Below are 17,814 nucleotides of genomic sequence, written 5' to 3' on the forward strand. Positions count from 1 at the left end.
GCCTATTTTCTAGGCAGCACAAGGCAAGAACGAGCCGGACCCACCGGCGGGCGCAGGACTGCGGAGGAATGATGAAGACGATCACGACACCGGTTTCCGAGGTGATGACGCCCCGCCCGGTCTGCGTGCGGGCCGAGACGCCGGTGAAAGAAATCGCCGCGATGCTGGCCCGGGAAGGGATCAGCGCGGTCGCGGTCGTCGACCACGCCGGGGTCCTCGTCGGCGTGGTGTCCGAAAAGGACTTGCTGCCGATCGTGCGGGGCGGCCAGTTCCGGTGGTGGCGCCGCCGGGAAGCACGCAAAGCCGAGGCGCGGAGCGCGCGCGAGGTGATGACGAGCCCGGTCGTCACGGTCGCGGCGGACGAAACCGTGTCCGCGGCGGCGGCCAAGCTGGAGAAAACCGGATTGCGACGGTTGTTCGTCGTCCGGGACGGCCGTCCGGCGGGGGTCGTCGCCCGGCGCGACGTCCTGCGCTCGCTGACCCGCCCGGACCCCGAGATCGAACGGGACGTGGTGACCGGCGTGCTCTTCGAGACGCTGCGCCTCGGCCCGGACCGGGTCCGCGCCATGGTGCACGCCGGGGTGGTCACCGTCGCCGGCCGCGTGGAGCGGCGCAGCGAGATCGATCCGGTCACCCGGCTGATCGAAGCCGTTCCCGGCGTGGTCGCGGTCCGCAACGGACTCGACTACGTGTGGGACGACGTCGCCTGACGCGAATGTCCGCGAAACGCGGGACGGCTCGGCTGCCCCGGGCGGTCTACGAGGCGGAGCTGGCGCGCCTCCAGATCGAACTGGTGAAGCTGCAGGAATGGGTGCGCCATGAGGGCGCCCGGCTCGTCGTGGTGTTCGAGGGACGCGACGCGGCGGGCAAGGGCAGCGCGATCAAGCGCTTCACCGAACACCTGAACCCGCGCGTGGTGCGGATCGCCGCGCTGCCGCGGCCCACCGACCGGGAGACCACGCAGTGGTACTTCCAGCGCTATGTCGCGCAGCTGCCCGCGGCCGGGGAAATCGTGCTGTTCGACCGCAGCTGGTACAACCGCGCGGGCGTCGAGCGGGTCCTCGGATTCTGCACTCCCGAGCAGTACCAGCGGTTTCTGCGGCAGTGCCCGATCTTCGAACGCCTGCTGGTCGAGGACGGGCTGCTGCTGCGCAAGTACTGGTTCTCGGTGAGCCGGGACGAACAGGAACGGCGGTTCCGCGCGCGCATCGAAGATCCGCTCCGCCGCTGGAAACTGTCCACAGTGGACCTCGAATCGGTGCCGAGATGGGACGACTACTCGCGCGCCAAGGACGACATGTTCGTGCACACCGACACCCCGGAGTCGCCGTGGTACGTCGTGGACGGCGACGAGAAACGGCGCGGCAGGCTCAACATGATCGCGCACCTGCTGGCCAGCGTGCCGTACCGGGAAATCGCGCCGCCGCCGGTGAAACTGCCGCGCCGGGCCCACGATTCCGGCTACGCGCGGACTGACCGGCGGCTGCTGCGCGAGGTGCCCGACCACGCGGCGACCCTGGGGAAACAACATTCCGCTTTCGTCCCCGGGGGAAAGGACTTCGGGCCCTGACTCCCGCTGGCGGCGGCGAGCGATGGTGGAACGGGGCCGCCGGGACCGGCGGCGGAACGGGAGGCGAACGGTGACCGCGAACAAGCCCGGCGACGTGGTGGTCGTCGGAATCGACGAATCGGAGATGTCCCTTGCTCCGGTCCGCTGGGCGGCCGCGGAGGCGAGACTGCGGGATTGCCGGCTGGAGCTGTTCCACGCCGGGATCGGCGAGACCGTGGACGTTTCCGGGAAAGTCGCCGAGCAGCGGGCGCTGTTCGGGCGCGCGCACCGCTGGCTGAGCCGGGCGGCGCAGGTGGCCGAGGACGCCGCGCCGGGAGTGCGGACCCAGGTGGTCGCCCGCGTCGGGCTCGCGGCCGACCTGCTCATCGAACTCTCCCGGACGGTCTCGCTGATCGTGCTCGGTTCGCACGGGCTCGGCGGGCTGCGCGGTGCGGCGATCGGCTCGGTCGCCTTGCGGGTCGCGGCGAGTGCGTCTTGCCCGGTGGTGGTCGTGCGCGGACGCGCGGCGCCAGACGGTGCGGTCGTGGTCGGCGTGGACGGGGTGGACGAGGACGAGCGCGTTCTGGAATTCGCCTTCGACACGGCGGCGGCCAGGCACGCGCGGCTGGTCGCGGTGCACACGTGGCACGGGTCGCTGTTCGACGAACCCGACCGTCCCGAGGCGGAGGAACGCGCGCTGCGCGAGCGGATCGCCGCCTGGGCGGAGAAATACCCGTCGGTCGAGGTCCGCACGCTGGCGGTGCGGGAACGTTCGGCCGCGCGGGCGCTGATGACGGTCGAGGACGCGCAACTGGTCGTGATCGGCAGCCGCGGCCGCGGCCCGGTCGCGGGCGGGCTGCTCGGGTCCACCGGGAACCGGCTGCTGGCGCGTTCGGCGTGCCCGGTCGCGGTGGTGCACTGAGCCGCCGATCCCCCGAAAAGCGAGGAGAAAGCCGTGCGAGCACGGGACATCATGACCCGGCCAGTGGTCCGGGTCGGGCCGGGAACGCCGGTCCGCGAAGCGATCGCGCTGCTGACCGAGCACTGTGTCGCGGCGCTGCCGGTGGTCGACGAGGAGAACCGGGTCGTCGGCATCTTCACCGAGGCGGACGCGCTGGCGGGTGTGCTGACCGGCGAGCCGGTCGCTCCGGAGCTGCGGGTGGACGCCGTCATGACCACGTCGGTCGAAACCGTGGACCTCGACGCCGACGGGAGCGACATCGCGGCGCGGATGCTGATCGACCGGCTGCGCAGCGTGCCCGTCGTCGACGACGGCGAGCTGGCCGGGATCGTCAGCCGCCGCGACCTGCTGGCTCCGCTGGTCCGCCACGACGACGCGATCGCGTCCCGGCTGCGCGCGCTGCTGAGCGACTACGGCGGCCATCAGGGCCAGTGGGACGTGTCCGTCGCCGGCGGAAGGGTGGCCGTCCGCGGCGCGTTCGCCGACGAAGCCGAACGCCGGCTCGTCGCCGCACTCGCGCGCACCGTCGAAGGCGTGCTGACAGTCGAGCTTTCCGTGCCGCGGTGAGTTCCGCGGACATCCGGACCGAGGAGGAGAAATGCGTGCACAGCCCGGTGACTGGCTGGTGGTGAAGGGCGTCCGGCTGGATCTGCCGGAGCAGCGCGGCCGGATCGTCGCGACCGGAAAGCCGGACGGCAGCCCGCCGTTCACGGTGCGCTGGCTCGCCGACGACCGCGTCACGACGGTGTTCCCCGGATCGGACGCGATCGTGCTCACCGAGGCCGAGGTGTCCGAACAGGATCGCAGCGACCGCAACCGGTTCGAGCGGCTGCGCTTGCTGCGGCGGGCCAGGAGAGGAGCACATGATGCCCGGACTTGACGAAAACGTGGTGCTGGCCGGGATCGACGGTTCCGTCTCGGCGCGCCACGCCGCCGTGTGGGCGGCCGCGGAAGCCGAACACCGGGACGCGACGCTGCGGCTGGTGCAGGCCTTCCTGATCCCGTCGCCCGGCATCACCGGGCCGCTCGTGACCGGGGTGCGCAGCGGGTTCCAGGGCCAGGCGGAGAACTGGCTCGACGAGGCCGAGGCCGCGGTCCGGCAGCAGCGCCCCGCGGTGCGGATCGAGCGCGTCGTCGCCGAGGGGAACCCCGTCGCCGTGCTGCTGCGGGAAAGCCGCGGCGCCGAGCTGGCGGTGCTGGGTTCGCGCGGGCTCGGCGGGTTCACCGGGCTGCTGGTCGGTTCGACCGCGGTCGCGCTCGCGGCGCACGCGCCTTGCCCGGTCGTGGTCGTGCGGGGCCGGATGCCGGACGACGTCCCGCCTTTGGCCGGGCCGGTCGTGGCCGGGCTGGACGGCTCGGCCGACAGCGACGACGCGCTCGGGTTCGCCTGTGCCGAGGCGTTCGCGCGGAATACCTCGCTCACGGCCGTGCACACCTGGAACGAGCTGAGCCCGGACGGTTCCCTGCGGACCATGGAGATCGTGCCGGACGAGGTCGCCGCGGGCGAGCGGTGCCGCATCGAGGGCCAGCTCGCGCTGTGGCGGGAGAAATACCCGGACCTGCGGATCGACGTCGAGATCGTGCGCGGACGGCCGGTGCGCACCCTGCTGGAGTACGGCGAGAACGCTCAGCTGGTCGTCGTCGGCAGCCGCGGGCGGGGCGGGTTCACTGGGATGCTGCTCGGCTCGACCAGCCAGGCCCTGCTCGCGCACTCGACCTGCCCGGTGGCGGTCGTCCGGCCGAGGAGGCTGCCGTGATCACCGCACGCGGCCGGACCGCGCAGCGGGTGCTCGCGACGTACGAGACGGTCTTCGCGGCCAGCGCCCTGGTCGGCGGCGTCTGCCTGATGGCAGGCGCGCCCGGCTTCCGGCTGCCGGTCGCGGCTCTCGGACCGCTCGGACTGTCCAGCTGGGAGCTGCCCGGGCTGGCGCTGGTGCTCGCGATTGGCGGCACGCTCAGCTGGGCCGCTTTGGCGGCGTGGCGCGGTGACCCGGAAGCGCACTGGTTCGGCTACGCCGCGAGTGTCGTGCTCGCCGGCTGGCTCGCGATCCAGTTCGCCGTGCTGGGCTTCCGGGAGCCGGTGCAGTGGGTGACGCTCGCCTTGGTCGTGCTGCTGGTCCTGCTGAGCAGGCTCGCGCAGCGGGCGGTGCCGTCATGACCCGCGCGGCGCGGCCGGTGACGTACTACGACACGACCAGCCTGCGGCTGCGGCGGCACGGGATGGCGATCAGCCGCGCGGGCAGTGCGTGGCAGCTCGATCTCGGCGACGGCCGCGGCTGCCGCGTCGAGGCTCCCGGCGTGGAACAGGTGCCGCACGAATTGGCGAGGCTGGTCCGCGCGTACAGCCGGGACCTGGACCTGGTGCCGATGCCAAGGCAGGCCGCCGAGGAGCGGGGCGCTGGTGCGAAGTCCGGTACGGCACGGCAGGTGGTGCTCGCTTATCTGGAAAGCCAGGTCGAAGCACTCGCGCGCGCCGACCTCGCGGTGCGGCTGGAAGAGCCCGAGGGCGTGCACGATCTTCGGGTGGCCGCCCGGCGGATCCGGGCCACGTTGCGGACTTTCGCGCCGGTGCTCGGCGGACGGCTCGCCGGGAGATTCCGGTCGCCGTTGCGCTGGCTCGGCGCGAGCGTCGGACCGGCCAGAGACGTTGAGGTGCAACGGGATCGGTTCTTCGCCGCGCTGGACAAGCTGCCGCCCGGGTCGGTCGCGGACAACGTGCGCACCGGCGCCGAGCAGGTTTTCACCGCGCAAGCGGAGGAAGCGGCCGCCGAATGCGCGATCGTCCTCGACTCGCCGCGGTACCTGCAACTGCTGAACGCGCTGGACGTTTTCCTGGTTGTGCTACGCGAGCAAAGCCCTGGCGCGCAAGGAAAACGAGCGCGACGCTCAGCGGAGAAGGTGCTTCCGGACCTGGTCTGGTCCGTCGTCGCGGAAACCGAGGCACGGGTCGGCGCGGTGCCGGACGGCGCGGCCGCCGTGCACGCGGTGCGCAAGAGCGTGAAGCGCCTCCGGTACGCGGTCGAGGCGGCGGGCACTGCCCTGCCGGTCGACCGCCAGGAAGTGCTGAAGAGCTTGCGGGGCCTGCAAGAACTGCTCGGCGAACATCAGGACGCCGTGGTCGCGCAGGAACGGCTCCAGTCGCTTGCCGAGTCGGGTGCGGGAACGAGAACCCACGCGCTGGTCCGGGAAGCCGAGATCCGGTGCGCCGAGCAGTGCGTGGCGGCGCTGCCCGCCGCGTGGCGCAAGGCGTACCGGCAGCTGGCTCCGCTGCGGCGTTGAGGCCATTGGTCCTTCGCGCCGGTGACTCCGGACCGGCGTGCCGGACCGGTTCCGTTGCCTATTTTCGAGGCAGCACAAGGAAAGGACGGACCTGATGCGCGCACGCGATCTGATGTCCGCACCGGTCGAGACGGTGCATGCGTGGACGCCGGCCAAAGAGGCGGCGGAAATTCTCTCCGAGCACGGCTTCACCGCGCTGCCGGTGGTGGACGACGACGACCGGCTGATCGGCATCGTGACCGAGGCCGACCTGATCCGCGACCGGATCCCGTCCGACGCGCGGTGGGAGTACCGGCATCCGCACCACCCCGGCGCGGTCGACGCGACCGTCGGCGCGGTGATGACCTCGCCGGCGACGGCGATGTCGTCCGGAACCGACGTCGCCGACCTGTGCCAGGCGCTGGTGGACGCCCAGATCCGGGCGATGCCGATCGTCGACGGCAGCCGGCTGGTCGGGATCGTCACGCGCGGCGACGTGGTGCGCGTGCTCGCCAGGGAGGACCACGCGATCGCCGCGGACGTCCGGCACCGGCTGGAGATCTACGGCGGGACCGGCCGCTGGAAGGTCGAGGTGCACGACGGGGTCGTGCGAATCGTCGACCGCTACGACGACGAAACCGATCGCCACGTCGCGACACTGCTGGCACTTGCGGTGCCCGGCGTGGTCGGAGCGGACACCGTGTCCGCGGAACAGGAGGTGGGACGATGACGGACCGGACTCGGACGATGCTCGTCGGGATCGACGGTTCGGACGGTGCCGCGGACGCCGTCCGCTGGGCCGCGAAACTGGCCGCGGGACGCGATTTCGAACTGGAACTGGTGCACTGCCTTCAGCTGGCCGGGCTGGTCTACGGCGGCGGTATCGCCGGCAGCGAGATGCTCTTCGACGGCATTCAGCAGGCCGGCGAGCGGATCGCGGCCGAGGCGCGCGAGCTGGCCTTGTCCGTGGCGCCCTCGCTCGCGGTGCGCAGCGAGGTGTTCACCGATTCCGCGCCGGCCTTGCTGATCGACCGCTCCAAGAAGGCCCGGATGGTCGTGCTCGGCCGCACCGGGACCGGTGGTTTCACCGGCATGCTGGTCGGGGCCACGACCGCGGCGGTGGCGAGCCACGCCGGCTGTCCGGTGGCGGTCGTGCGCGGAAGGCACGGCGACGGCCCGGTGCCGCAGGACGGCCCGGTGGTCGTCGGCGTCGACGGCAGCCCGAACAGCGAGGCGGCGATCGCGGCGGCGTTCGAGGAGGCCAGCTTCCGGCAGGCCCCGCTCGTCGCGGTGCACGCCTGGGCCGACGTGACCTACGACTCGACCGAAAGCACGGCGCGGCTCATGCCGCAGTGGGAATCCCTGCAGCCCACGGAGGAACGGCTCCTGGCACAGCGGCTCGCGGGCTGGCAGGAGAAGTACCCCGACGTCGAGGTGCGCCGGAAGCTGGTGCGGGACCGGCCGCGGCACGTGCTGCTCGACGAGTCCGACCGGGCGCAGCTGGTGGTCGTCGGCAGCCGCGGACGGGGCGGTTTCGCCGGGATGCTGCTCGGCTCGACCAGCCAGGCGCTGGTGCACCACTCCTCGTGCCCGGTGCTCGTCGTGCGGCCGGAGCGGAACCGGTGACGGCGCTCGACGTTCCCGCCGCGACGCTCACCCAAGCGGAACTGGCCCAGGTCGACGCCCAGTGGCGGGCCGCGAACTACCTCGCCGCGGGCCAGATCTACCTGATGGGCAATCCGCTGCTGCGCGAACCGCTGGAGCCGGGGCAGGTCAAGCCCCGGCTCCTCGGGCACTGGGGCACCTCGCCCGGCCTGAATTTCGTGTACGCCCACCTCAACCGCGCGATCCTGGCGCACGACCTCGACGCGATGTTCGTGACCGGGCCGGGCCACGGCGGCCCCGCGCTGCTGGCGAGCACCTGGCTGGAGGGCAGCTATTCGGAGCTGTGGCCGGAGGTTTCCCGCGACGCGGAGGGGATGGACCGGCTGTTCCGGCAGTTCTCGTTCCCCGGCGGGGTGCCGAGCCACGTGTCCCCGCACGTGCCCGGGTCGATTCACGAGGGCGGCGAACTGGGGTACTCGCTCGCGCACGCGTTCGGCGCCGCGTTCGACAATCCGGGCTTGCTCGTCGCGTGCGTCGTGGGCGACGGCGAGGCGGAGACCGGCCCGCTGGCGACGAGCTGGCAGGCCAGCCGGTTCCTCGACCCGCGCCGCGACGGCGCGGTGCTGCCGATCCTGCACCTGAACGGCTACAAGATCGCGAATCCGACGGTGCTGTCCCGGATCCCGGCGTCCGAATTGGACTCGCTGCTGCGCGGAGCGGGCTGGGAGCCGGTGTACGTCGAGGGTGACGAGCCGGTGGCGATGCACCAGGCGATGGCCGCCGCGCTGGACGCGGTGGTCGCCGACCTGGCGCTGCTGCGCCGCGGCGGCGGGGGACCGTGGCCGATGATCGTGCTCCGCTCGCCGAAGGGCTGGACCGGACCGGCCACAGTGGACGGTCAGCGAGTCGAGGGGACGTGGCGGGCGCATCAGGTCCCGCTGACCCGGGTCCGGGAGGATCCGGCGCACCTGCGGCAGCTGGAAAACTGGCTGCGGTCCTACCGGCCGGAAGAGCTGTTCGACGCGTCGGGCCGCCCGACCGCCGCGGTCACCGCGCTGATCCCGGGCGGCTCGCGGAGGATGGGCGCGAACCCGCACGCGAACGGCGGCGTGCTGCTGCGCCCGCTCTCGCTGCCGCCGGTCGCCGAGCACGCCGCGCCAGTCCCGGCGCCGGGGGAGAGCGCCTCGGAACCGACCCGGGCACTGGGCCGATTCCTGCGGGAAGTGTTCCGCCGCAACGCCGAACGCGCGAACTTCCGGCTGTTCGGGCCGGACGAAACCGCGTCGAACCGGCTGGACGCGGTGTACGACGTGACCGCGAAAACCTGGGAGCTGCCGCCCGGGCCGCCCGAAGACCACCTCGCGGCGGACGGGCGCGTCATGGAGGTGCTCTCGGAACACCTCTGCCAGGGCTGGCTCGAAGGCTACCTGCTGAGCGGCAGGCACGGGCTGTTCTCCTGTTACGAGGCGTTCGCGCACATCGTGGATTCGATGGTGAACCAGCACGTCAAATGGCTGCGCGTACACCGCGAAATCCCGTGGCGGCGACCGGTGGCGTCGCTGAACTACTTGCTCACTTCGCACGTCTGGCGGCAAGACCACAACGGTTTTTCCCACCAGGACCCGGGTTTCGTGGACCACGTGGCGAACAAGGCCCCGGAGGTCGTGCGGGTGTACTTCCCGCCGGACACCAACACGCTGCTGGAAGTGGCCGCGCACTGCCTGCGCAGCCGGGACCTGGTCAACGTGGTGGTCGCGGGCAAGAACGAGACGCCGGACTGGCTCGACGCGGAGGAGGCCGCACTGCATTGCGCCCGCGGCCTGGGCATCTGGGAATGGGCCAGCACGCACGCGGACCGGGAACCGGACGTCGTGCTCGCGTGCGCGGGCGACGCCCCGACCCTGGAAGTCCTCGCCGCGGCGGCGATCCTGCGCGAGGAACTGCCTTCGCTGGCGGTCCGCGTGGTGAACGTGGTGGACCTGATGCGGTTGCAGCCGGAGGCGGAACATCCGCACGGGCTGAGCGACTGGGAGTTCGACGCGCTGTTCACCCCGGACCGTCCGGTGATCTTCGCCTACCACGGCTACCCGTGGCTGATCCACCGGCTGGCCTACCGCCGCACGAACCACGCCGGCCTGCACGTGCGCGGCTACACCGAACACGGCACCACGACGACGCCGTTCGACATGCTGGTGCGCAACCGGATGGACCGGTACCAGCTGGTGATCGACGTACTGGACCGGGTGCCGGGACTGCTGGCCACGACCGGGCCGCTGCGCCAGCGGATGACGCGGACGCAGGAGCGGCACCGGCACTGGATCATCGAGCACGGTGAGGACCTGCCGGAGGTGCGGGAGTGGCGCTGGCCTGGGCGGTGATCGGCCGGTAGGAGCGAGAGGGCGGGTGTGCGGGTTGCCGCGCACCCGCCCTTCGAGGTTGGGAGTGGGAAAGCTGGCCCTCCGTCGCCGGGATCCGTTCCAGATCAAGACCATGGCTTTCCTTGCCTGGCGTACGGCGGAATCGTTGGCGTGTGGGGGAACAGTCTGCGGCAGCGAATCTTCCGGATCCTCGCCGCGCGGCGGTCAAGCCTTCAACGATGGGGCGCGAGACCGCCGCCCCGCCTTCCTGCCAACGCGAGAAGCCGGGCGGTCCATGAATGAGTCCTTGAGGGGAACCCTCAAGGACTTCAGCCAGGAGCGAGCCTAGGCGCGGGACCCCTGCCTAGCCTCCGCCGCGGTCCGCGCAGGAATCCGGTACTCAGCCACTCCAGGAAACTCTCCCGGCCGGTGCGTCGCGATCAACGCGGACCGATCCTGAGTCGCGGCGAGAACATCGGCCGCCAAGGCCTTCGCCGTAGGCGCGTCGAGATGCGCGGTGGGCTCGTCGAGAATCACGATCGGCCGGGCGGACAGCAATGCCCGCGCGATACCGATGCGCTGGCGTTCCCCTCCGGACACCGGAGTCCCGTGCAGTCCGAGCGCGGTGTCGAGGCCGTCGGGCAGGCTGGCGGCCCAAGGTCCCAGCTGCGACAGCTCCAGCGCTGCCCGGATCTCGGCGTCGGACGCGCCGGGCCGGGCGAGGCGCAGGTTTTCGCGCAGGGTGCTGTCGAAAAGATGAGTCTCGGTGCCGCACCAGGCGATCTGGGCGCGGACGGCGTCGCTGGGGAAGTCCCGGGTGTCGGTGCCGTCGAGAAGGATTTCGCCGGAGGACGGGTCGAGATAGCGCATCAGCGCGGCGATCACGGTGCTCTTTCCGGCACCAGAGGGGCCGGTGAGCAGGAGACGTTCGCGGTGGCCGATGGTGAGCTCGACGTCGTGGACGGCGTCGCGGGGGGAAGCGGGCCAGCGGACTGACAGATTCGCCGCGGCGAGCTTGTCGGCGGTGCGGAGCTGGCGTGGGCTGACTGGTTCGCGGTGCGGCGCTGGTGTCTGGTCGAGCGCGGCGAGCCGTTGCGCGGCGGCGTGACTGCCGAGAAGCCGTTGTGCGGACTCGGGAAGCCCGGCGACAAGTTCGGCGGTCGCGAGCGGAGTCAGAACGAGTACTGCCAATGCGGGGCCGGAGAGCGTTCCGGCTCGCACGGCGAGGATGCCCAACACGAGACACGCGACGGCGGTGAACCCCACTCCCAGCACGGCGATTCCGCTGCCGAGCCCGCGGCGGGCGGCGGACTGGCGCGCCGCGGCGGTCGCGCGGGCGTCGAGGTCGCGCAGGCCTGCGTGCCGGGATTCGGCGGCGTCGAAGGCGAGCAGGTCGGCTGAGGCCTGCAGTAGTTCCACTGTGCGGGCGCTGAGTTCGCTGCGCAGCCGCGCGGTCGCTCGTTCGGTTCGCCGGGTGGCGACCGCGGTGACCGCCGGTGCCGCGATCGCGGCGAGTCCCAGTCCCAAGGCGGCGGCGAGGCCGGCGGCGGGAAGGAGGACGCCGAGGGTGACGGCGGTCGCGGAGAGCACAGTGAAGGTGGCGACGGCGGGCACGAGCCCGCGCACCACGAGGTCCTGCTGACTGTCCACATCGGACACCAGACGGTGCAGCAGTTCGCCGCGGCGCAGCCGGGCGGTGACCGCGGGGCCGATCCGCACGAGCCGGGTCCACACCCGCACGCGGAGTTCGGTCAGCACGCGGAGAGCGACGTCGTGGGTGAGCAGGCGTTCGACGTAGCGGAGCACTCCCTTGGCCAGCCCGAAGGTCCGCACGGCGACGATCGCGACCATCAGGCTCAGCACTGGCGGGTGCAGGGCGGCGGTCGCGATGAGCCACGACGAGGTCGCGGTCAGCGCGACGCCGCAGCCGAGCGCCGCGGTCGCGATGAGGCAGGCCAGCGCCAGGCGCAACCGGTGCGGGCGCAGCGCGGACAGCAACGGCCGCCAAATCCCGGGCGGGTTGTCCGGTTCGTGCTCGGCGAGAGCCAGGGCGCGAGCGGGAACGCGAACAGGAGAAGGCACCGGAGCAGGAGCGGGGGAGGCGGCCGGTCGCGCAGCGGGCACGGTCACGACGCGGTCGCACAGGGCGAGTACGGCGGGGTGGTGCGTGACGACGATCGCCGTCCTCCCGTTCAGCACCGCCGGGAGCCGATCGAGGATCGCGGCCTCGGTTTCGGCGTCGACGCCTTCGGTGGGTTCGTCGAGCAGCAGCAGCGGCCGGTCGAGCAGGATCGCGCGGGCCAGCGCGACGCGCCGGACCTGTCCGGTGGAAAGACCCGCGCCCAGCTCGCCGACGCTCGCGTCGAGCGGGACGTCGAGGGCGGCGGCGGTGGCGGCCGCGCGGACCTCGGCTTCGCTCGCGTGCGGCGAACCGAGCCGGATGTTCTGCGCGACGGTCCCGGCGACAAGATGCGGCCGTTGCGGGACCCACGAAATGCCGCGGCGCCAGGTCGCCTTGCCGAGGTCGGCGAGATCGGTTTCTCCCGCGACCACCCGGCCGCGATCCGGATCGCGCCAGCCCAGCAGCACGTCCAGCAGCGTGGATTTCCCCGCGCCGCTAGGGCCGACGATCCCTACGACCTCCCCGGGCACGACGGTCAGCGAGAAGCTGTCCAGGATCGGCCCGGACCGGCCAGTGACGGTGACGTCTTCGAGGCACAGCACGTCGTGCGCGCGTGCCGGGGCGACTGGCTCAGGCTCGGGGGATTCTTCGGTGAGCGCGACGATCTCCTCGGCGGCGGCGAGTCCTTCGGCGCTGTCGTGGAAGCGGGCGCCGACCGCGCGAAGCGGCAGATACACCTCGGGGGCCAGGATCAGCACGACGAGCGCGGTGTGCAGGTCGAGGTCCCCGGCGAGCAGCCGCAACCCGATCGACACGGCGACGACCGCGACCGACAGCGTCGCGAGCAGTTCCAGCGCGAGCGCGGAGAGGAACGCGACCCGCAGCGTCCGCATGGTCTGCGTCCGGTAGCGCTCGCAGATCACCCGCAGCGTGGCCCGTTGCGCGCGGGCGCGACCGAACGCGGTCAGCACGCCCAGACCGGCGACGAGGTCGAGAAAATGGTCGCCCAGCACGGAAAGCGTGCGCCATTGCCGCCGGACGTCGCGTTGGGTGAACAGTCCAATGAGGATCATGAACGCCGGGATCAACGGCACGGTGAGGGCGACGATCAACGCCGCGGTCCAGTCGGCGAACAGGATCCGGGCGCTGACGACGGCCGGTACGATCGCGGCGACGAGCAGCTGCGGGAGGTAGCGGGCGAAGTATCCGTCCAGCCGGTCGACGCCGTGCGTGGCCAGCGAGGCGATTTCGGCGGGGGAGCGCGTGGCCGAACGCGGGCCCGCCCGCAGCGCCGCACCGACGACGGCGTCGCGCAGTTGCGACAACGCCTTCGCCGAGGCCCGGTGCGCGGCCGTCTCGGACAGCCAGGCGACCCCGGCGCGCGCGAGGACGACTCCGGCCAGCAACGCCACCGGGACGGCGAGCGCGGACAGCGTCGCGCCGTCGAGGAAAGCTCGGGAAACGCTGCTCGCCAGCAATTCCGCCTGCGCCAGCACGAGCAACGCGGTCAGTCCGCCGAGCGCGGCGCAGCCGGCGATGAACGGCCGCACCGCGCTCGCCAGCCGCAGCAGCCGCGGGTCCAGGGGCCGCATCAGCGCGCGCTCGGGAGCCCGGCGCCTGCCGGAATGGAGTGCCGTCCGACCCGCTTGCGGAACACCCAGTACGTCCAGGCTTGATAGGCCAGCACGATCGGGGTGAACGCGAGCGCGACCCAGGACATGATCTGCAGCGTGTAGTGGGTGGACGAGGCGTTGGCGGTGGTGAGGCTGAACGCCGGGTCGGTCGTCGAGGGCAGCACCGCCGGGTACAGCGACCAGAACAGCGTCGCGGTGGTGGCGACGATCGCCAGAGCGGTGCAGAGGAACGCGAATCCGTCGCGGCCGCGGATGCCCAGCAGGATCCCGGCGGCGAGCAGCACTGCCGCCGCGGCGGCGAACACCCAGGTCCGCAGGTCGTGGTCGAGCGCGGTCCAGGCGAGGAACCCGCCCCCGCACAGCAGCGCGACGGCGCCGAGCGGGGCGATGAGCGCCTGTGCCCGGTCGCGCACGTGCCCGGTGGTCTTGAGCGCGAGGAAAACGCTGCCGTGCAAGGTGAACACGGTGAGCGTCGCGAGTCCGCCGAGAAGCGAGTACGGGTTGAGCAGGGTGAAGAAGGTGCCGGTGAAGTGGTGCTGGGCGTCGAGCGGAACTCCGCGCACGATGTTGCCGAACGCGACGCCCCACAGCAGAGCGGGCACCGCCGAGCCGAGCGTGATGATCCAGTCCCAGGTGTTCCGCCACCGGGGACTGTCGATCTTGCCGCGGAACTCGAAGGCGACGCCGCGCCCGATGAGGGCGACCAGGACCAGCAGCAGCGCCAGGTAGAAGCCGGAGAACAGGCTCGCGTACCAGAGCGGGAAGGCGGCGAAGGTCGCTCCGCCCGCGACGAGCAGCCAGACTTCGTTGCCGTCCCAGACCGGGCCGATGGTGTTGATCAGCACCCGGCGGTCGGTGTCGTCGCGGCCGAGCACGCGCAGCAGGACCCCGACGCCGAAGTCGAATCCTTCGAGGACGAAGTAGCCGGTCCACAGGACCGCGATGAGCAGGAACCAGACGTCGGTCAGCGCCATGTCGATGCTCCGGTTCAGTAGGCGAAGGCCGCGGGGCGCGGCTCGTCGGATTCGGGGGCGTCCGCGACCTCGGGCGGCGGAGGACCGGCCTTGGCGTAGCGGACCATCAGCACGCCGTCGACGACCGCGAGCACTCCGTAAAGGACGGTGAAGACGATCAGCGACGTGAGCACGTTCCCGGCGGAAACCGTGGGGGAGACCGACTTGGCGGTGGTGAGCACGCCGAACACCGACCACGGCTGGCGACCCATTTCGGTGAAGATCCAGCCGACGCTGTTGGCCAGGAAGGGGAACGACAGCGCGAGCGTCGCGGCCGGGAGGAACCAGCGGGCGCGCGGGCTGCGGGCGCGGCGGAACATCCACAGCCCGGCCGCCGACAGCAGCAGGCACAGGAACCCGAAGCCGATCATCAGCCGGAACGTCCAGTAGGTCACCGGGATGTCCAGCCGGTAGTCGCCGGGGCCGTACTTCTGCTGTTCGGCGGCCTGGAGGTTGTTGATGCCCTCGACCTGGCCGTCGAACCGCCCGGTCGCCATGAACGAAAGCACGCCCGGGACGCGGATGCTGAACTTCTCCTGCGAGCCGTCGAGCGAGCCGATCGTGAACAGCGAGAACGACGCGGGCGAGACGGTGTCGTAGAGCGCTTCGGCGGCGGCCATTTTCATCGGCTGCTGCTGGGTCATCAGCCGGGCCTGCAGGTCGCCGGTGACGATCACGCCGAGGCTCGCGACGAGCACGGTGACGAGCGCGAGTTTCATCGACGGCCGGAACACGTCGATGTCGCGCTTGCGCTTGAGCTGCCAGGCGCTGACGCCGACGACGAACATGCCGCCGGTGAGGAAGCAGGCGGTGATCGTGTGCGCGAAGGCGCCGAGCGCGGTCGAGTTGGTCAGCACCGCGCCGAAGTCCTTCAGCTCCGCGCGCCCGGTCGCCGGGTTCACCTCGGAGCCGACCGGATGCTGCATCCACGAGTTCGCGGCCAGGATGAAGTAGGCCGACAGCACGGTCCCGATCGAGGCGAGCCAGATCGTGGCCAGGTGCAGCTTCTTCGGCAGCCGGTCCCAGCCGAAGATCCACAGGCCGAGGAACGTCGATTCGAGGAAGAACGCCAGCAGGCCCTCGATCGCGAGCGGGGCGCCGAAAATGTCGCCCACGAAACTGCTGTAGTCCGACCAGTTCATGCCGAACTGGAACTCCTGGACGATGCCGGTCGCGACGCCCAGGGCGAAGTTGATCAGGAACAGCTTGCCCCAGAACTTGGTCATCCGCCGCCAGCGTTCGTCGCCGGTGCGGACCCACGCGGTCTGCATGCCTGCGACGAGGAAGGACAGGCCGATGGTGAGCGGGACGAAGAGGAAGTGGTAGACGGTCGTGATCCCGAACTGCCACCGCGCCAGGTCCAGGGCGTTCATGCGGGCCTCCAGCTCGCTGCGGGAAAGGTCGTCGTGAGCATCCGGCGAGCGGGGGCGCCGCGGTGAGGGTCCTTGGTCATCTCCCTGGCGGACGCAGGGCACTTCGGCCGTGCTTGACGGTGTTTCCGGCAGCCGGGAAACTGCATTGACCGCCTGTGGGGCCAGGCAAGGGAACGCGCATCCGACGGGCAGGAGCGAGGGTGAGCCAGCGGGACGCACCGGAGCAGGCCGGGCTCACCTTCCCCGACCAGCCGAGGATGGAGCTGGACCAGCTGCTGGCCCAGCTGGTCGAACGGGCCCAGGAGGTCATGGGCACCCAGGGCAGGCTGCGCGGCCTGCTGCGCGCGACCCAGACCATCACGACCGGGCTCGCGCTGCCGTCGCTGCTGCGGCGCATCGCGGAAGCCGCGAAGGAGCTGGTCGGGGCGCGGTACGCGGCGCTGGGCGTGATCGGCCCGGACGGGCGGCTGACCGAGTTCGTGCACGTCGGGATGGACGCAGGCGCGGTCGAGCGGATCGGCGGGCTGCCCGAGGGCAAGGGCCTGCTCGGCGCGGTGATCGAGGACCCGCGGCCGATCCGGTTGCCCCGGCTGCAGGACGATCCTCGTTCGGCCGGGTTCCCCGAGGGGCATCCGCCGATGACGAGCTTCCTCGGCGTGCCGATCCGCGTGCGCGGCGAGGTGTTCGGCAATCTTTACTGCGCCGACGGCGAGCGCGGCCCGTTCAGTGCCGAGGACGAGCAGCTGGCTCTCGCGCTGGCCGCGGCGGCGGGGAGCGCGATCGAGAACGCGCGGCTGTACGAAACGGCGCGGAGCCAGCAGGAGTGGCTGCGTGCGTCAGCAGCGGTGACGAGGGAACTGCTGTCGGCGGAAATGACGGATCCGCTGGGGCTTGTCGTCGGATGCCTGCGCGACCTGGCCTCCGCGGATCTCGTCGCCGTCCTTCGCCCGACCGCGGCGGGCGGACGCGTCCGCGTCGAGCGCACGCTCGGTTCCGGGTCGGAGGAGCTGGGGGGAGAGGAAGCGGCCGAAGAGCCCGCCGCGCTCCGGGCGGCGGTCGAGAGCGGCGAGCCGCGACTGGGTTCCTGGCCGGACGAGCTGGCGTGGCTGCTCCGGCCGTCCGGCGCGGACCTCAACCTCCACGCGGTGCTGCTGGTTCCGTTCGCCGACGGCGACGATCCGCCCGCGGTGCTGGCCGCGGCCCGGCTGACCGGCCGCGCGGCGTTCAGCGAGGACGACCTGGAGATGGCGGCGTGGTTCGCGGGCCAGGCGTCGGTCGCGATCGAACTCGCGCGGGCCCGTGCCGAACGCGAGGTCGCGGCGCTGCACGACGAACGCGACCGCATCGCGGCCGGGTTGCAGCGTGACATCCTGCAACGGCTGTACTCGGCCGGGCTGTCGCTGCAGACCACGGCCGGGCTCGCCCGGTCGCCCATCGTCGCCGCCCGGCTGCGCGAGACGGTGTCCGAACTGGACGACATCATCGCCCAGGCGCACAGCATGGTCTTCCAGCCGGACGAGGGGCCTCCGCGCTCGCCCGAGCCGACCCGCGGCCAGGTGCTGCGGGTAGTGGCCGAAGCGGGCGCCGCGCTGGGGTTCGCCGTGTCCACCCGGGTGACCGGGAAACTCGACGAGGTCCCGTCCGACGCGGTGGTGCCGTTCCTGGACGAGGCGCTGCGGCTGGTCTCCCGGCATGCCTCGGTGGAAGCGGTGGAGGCGGAGATCCGGGTCGAACGGACGCGGGTCACCGTGACGGTCCGCTACGAAGCCGCCGACGACCTCGCAGTGGTCGCGGCGGACGAGCTGGCCGCGCTGGCGGAGCAGGCGAGCCGCCGGGGCGGGACCCTGACCGCGGCCGACGGCTCCCGGCTGATCTGGTCGATTCCGGTGCCGGAAGGATCTTCGGCCGCGGACTGAGGACTTTCGGCACCGCCGGGAAGGGC

At 71.8% G+C, this 17,814-nt stretch carries 15 protein-coding genes; 12 read left to right on the top strand and 3 right to left on the bottom strand.

Translation table 11 applies throughout. From position 1 onward, the window contains the following. Window positions 1–71 precede the first annotated feature (71 nt). The 11 genes from ACZ63D_RS24295 to ACZ63D_RS24345 all read left to right on the top strand — a co-directional run bounded on the left by ACZ63D_RS24295 (window position 72) and on the right by ACZ63D_RS24345 (window position 9,751). Window positions 72–710, top strand: a complete 639-nt coding sequence (locus ACZ63D_RS24295; protein WP_465356627.1) for a CBS domain-containing protein — start codon at window positions 72–74, stop codon at window positions 708–710. A gap of 5 nt (window positions 711–715) precedes the next feature. Continuing rightward, window positions 716–1,570, top strand: a complete 855-nt coding sequence (ppk2, locus tag ACZ63D_RS24300; protein WP_465356628.1) for a polyphosphate kinase 2 — start codon at window positions 716–718, stop codon at window positions 1,568–1,570. A gap of 70 nt (window positions 1,571–1,640) precedes the next feature. Further along, window positions 1,641–2,471 (top strand): universal stress protein, encoded by an 831-nt coding sequence (locus ACZ63D_RS24305; protein WP_465356629.1) that lies wholly within the window; start codon window positions 1,641–1,643, stop codon window positions 2,469–2,471. A 33-nt stretch (window positions 2,472–2,504) separates the two neighbouring features. Then, window positions 2,505–3,077: a CBS domain-containing protein gene (locus ACZ63D_RS24310; protein WP_465356630.1), complete on the top strand. Its 573-nt coding sequence runs from the start codon at window positions 2,505–2,507 to the stop codon at window positions 3,075–3,077. Window positions 3,078–3,108: 31 nt separating this feature from the next. Next, complete coding sequence (locus ACZ63D_RS24315) at window positions 3,109–3,390, top strand: DUF1918 domain-containing protein (protein WP_465356631.1); 282 nt, start codon at window positions 3,109–3,111, stop codon at window positions 3,388–3,390. Continuing rightward, window positions 3,377–4,267 (top strand): universal stress protein, encoded by an 891-nt coding sequence (locus ACZ63D_RS24320; protein WP_465356632.1) that lies wholly within the window; start codon window positions 3,377–3,379, stop codon window positions 4,265–4,267. Before ACZ63D_RS24315 ends, ACZ63D_RS24320 begins: the two co-directional genes overlap by 14 nt. Then, a complete protein-coding gene (locus ACZ63D_RS24325) occupies window positions 4,264–4,668 on the top strand; it encodes a hypothetical protein (RefSeq protein WP_465356633.1) in 405 nt (134 codons plus the stop codon). Before ACZ63D_RS24320 ends, ACZ63D_RS24325 begins: the two co-directional genes overlap by 4 nt. Beyond that, on the top strand, window positions 4,665–5,789 hold the full coding sequence (locus ACZ63D_RS24330) for a CHAD domain-containing protein (RefSeq protein ID WP_465356634.1): 1,125 nt from the start codon (window positions 4,665–4,667) through the stop codon (window positions 5,787–5,789). The genes ACZ63D_RS24325 and ACZ63D_RS24330 overlap by 4 nt, the downstream gene beginning before the upstream one ends. 94 nt (window positions 5,790–5,883) lie before the next feature. Next, window positions 5,884–6,498: a CBS domain-containing protein gene (locus ACZ63D_RS24335; protein WP_465356635.1), complete on the top strand. Its 615-nt coding sequence runs from the start codon at window positions 5,884–5,886 to the stop codon at window positions 6,496–6,498. Beyond that, entirely contained in the window at window positions 6,495–7,394 is a 900-nt protein-coding gene (locus ACZ63D_RS24340) for a universal stress protein (RefSeq protein WP_465356636.1), read from the top strand. The genes ACZ63D_RS24335 and ACZ63D_RS24340 overlap by 4 nt, the downstream gene beginning before the upstream one ends. Further along, window positions 7,391–9,751, top strand: a complete 2,361-nt coding sequence (locus tag ACZ63D_RS24345; protein WP_465356637.1) for a phosphoketolase family protein — start codon at window positions 7,391–7,393, stop codon at window positions 9,749–9,751. Before ACZ63D_RS24340 ends, ACZ63D_RS24345 begins: the two co-directional genes overlap by 4 nt. A 324-nt stretch (window positions 9,752–10,075) precedes the next feature. On the opposite strand, the gene cydD is transcribed toward ACZ63D_RS24345, so the two are convergent. From cydD to ACZ63D_RS24360, 3 genes are read right to left on the bottom strand one after another with little or no spacing between them, the layout of a single operon-like run. Next, window positions 10,076–13,444, bottom strand: a complete 3,369-nt coding sequence (cydD, locus tag ACZ63D_RS24350; RefSeq protein ID WP_465356638.1) for a thiol reductant ABC exporter subunit CydD — start codon at window positions 13,442–13,444, stop codon at window positions 10,076–10,078. Further along, the gene (gene cydB / locus ACZ63D_RS24355; RefSeq protein WP_465356639.1) at window positions 13,444–14,460 is read right to left on the bottom strand and encodes a cytochrome d ubiquinol oxidase subunit II; all 1,017 of its coding nucleotides are present in this window, start codon (window positions 14,458–14,460) and stop codon (window positions 13,444–13,446) included. Before cydB ends, cydD begins: the two co-directional genes overlap by 1 nt. A 14-nt stretch (window positions 14,461–14,474) precedes the next feature. Further along, on the bottom strand, window positions 14,475–15,872 hold the full coding sequence (locus tag ACZ63D_RS24360) for a cytochrome ubiquinol oxidase subunit I (protein WP_465356640.1): 1,398 nt from the start codon (window positions 15,870–15,872) through the stop codon (window positions 14,475–14,477). A gap of 200 nt (window positions 15,873–16,072) precedes the next feature. Between ACZ63D_RS24360 and ACZ63D_RS24365 the strand changes: the two genes are divergently transcribed. Next, on the top strand, window positions 16,073–17,788 hold the full coding sequence (locus ACZ63D_RS24365; protein WP_465356641.1) for a GAF domain-containing protein: 1,716 nt from the start codon (window positions 16,073–16,075) through the stop codon (window positions 17,786–17,788). Window positions 17,789–17,814: the final 26 nt, after the last annotated feature.

Source organism: Amycolatopsis sp. NPDC104775 (genome assembly GCF_055583325.1).

Excerpts from the sequence above, each read along its gene's own strand:
- ACZ63D_RS24295 (WP_465356627.1), top strand. The coding sequence starts at position 72 with ATGAAGACGATCACGACACCGGTTTCCGAGGTGATGACGCCCCGCCCG.
- ppk2 (WP_465356628.1), top strand. The coding sequence starts at position 716 with ATGTCCGCGAAACGCGGGACGGCTCGGCTGCCCCGGGCGGTCTACGAG.
- ACZ63D_RS24315 (WP_465356631.1), top strand. The coding sequence starts at position 3,109 with ATGCGTGCACAGCCCGGTGACTGGCTGGTGGTGAAGGGCGTCCGGCTG.
- ACZ63D_RS24320 (WP_465356632.1), top strand. The coding sequence starts at position 3,377 with ATGCCCGGACTTGACGAAAACGTGGTGCTGGCCGGGATCGACGGTTCC.
- ACZ63D_RS24330 (WP_465356634.1), top strand. The coding sequence starts at position 4,665 with ATGACCCGCGCGGCGCGGCCGGTGACGTACTACGACACGACCAGCCTG.
- ACZ63D_RS24335 (WP_465356635.1), top strand. The coding sequence starts at position 5,884 with ATGCGCGCACGCGATCTGATGTCCGCACCGGTCGAGACGGTGCATGCG.
- ACZ63D_RS24340 (WP_465356636.1), top strand. The coding sequence starts at position 6,495 with ATGACGGACCGGACTCGGACGATGCTCGTCGGGATCGACGGTTCGGAC.
- cydD (WP_465356638.1), bottom strand. The coding sequence starts at position 13,444 with ATGCGGCCCCTGGACCCGCGGCTGCTGCGGCTGGCGAGCGCGGTGCGG.
- cydB (WP_465356639.1), bottom strand. The coding sequence starts at position 14,460 with ATGGCGCTGACCGACGTCTGGTTCCTGCTCATCGCGGTCCTGTGGACC.
- ACZ63D_RS24360 (WP_465356640.1), bottom strand. The coding sequence starts at position 15,872 with ATGAACGCCCTGGACCTGGCGCGGTGGCAGTTCGGGATCACGACCGTC.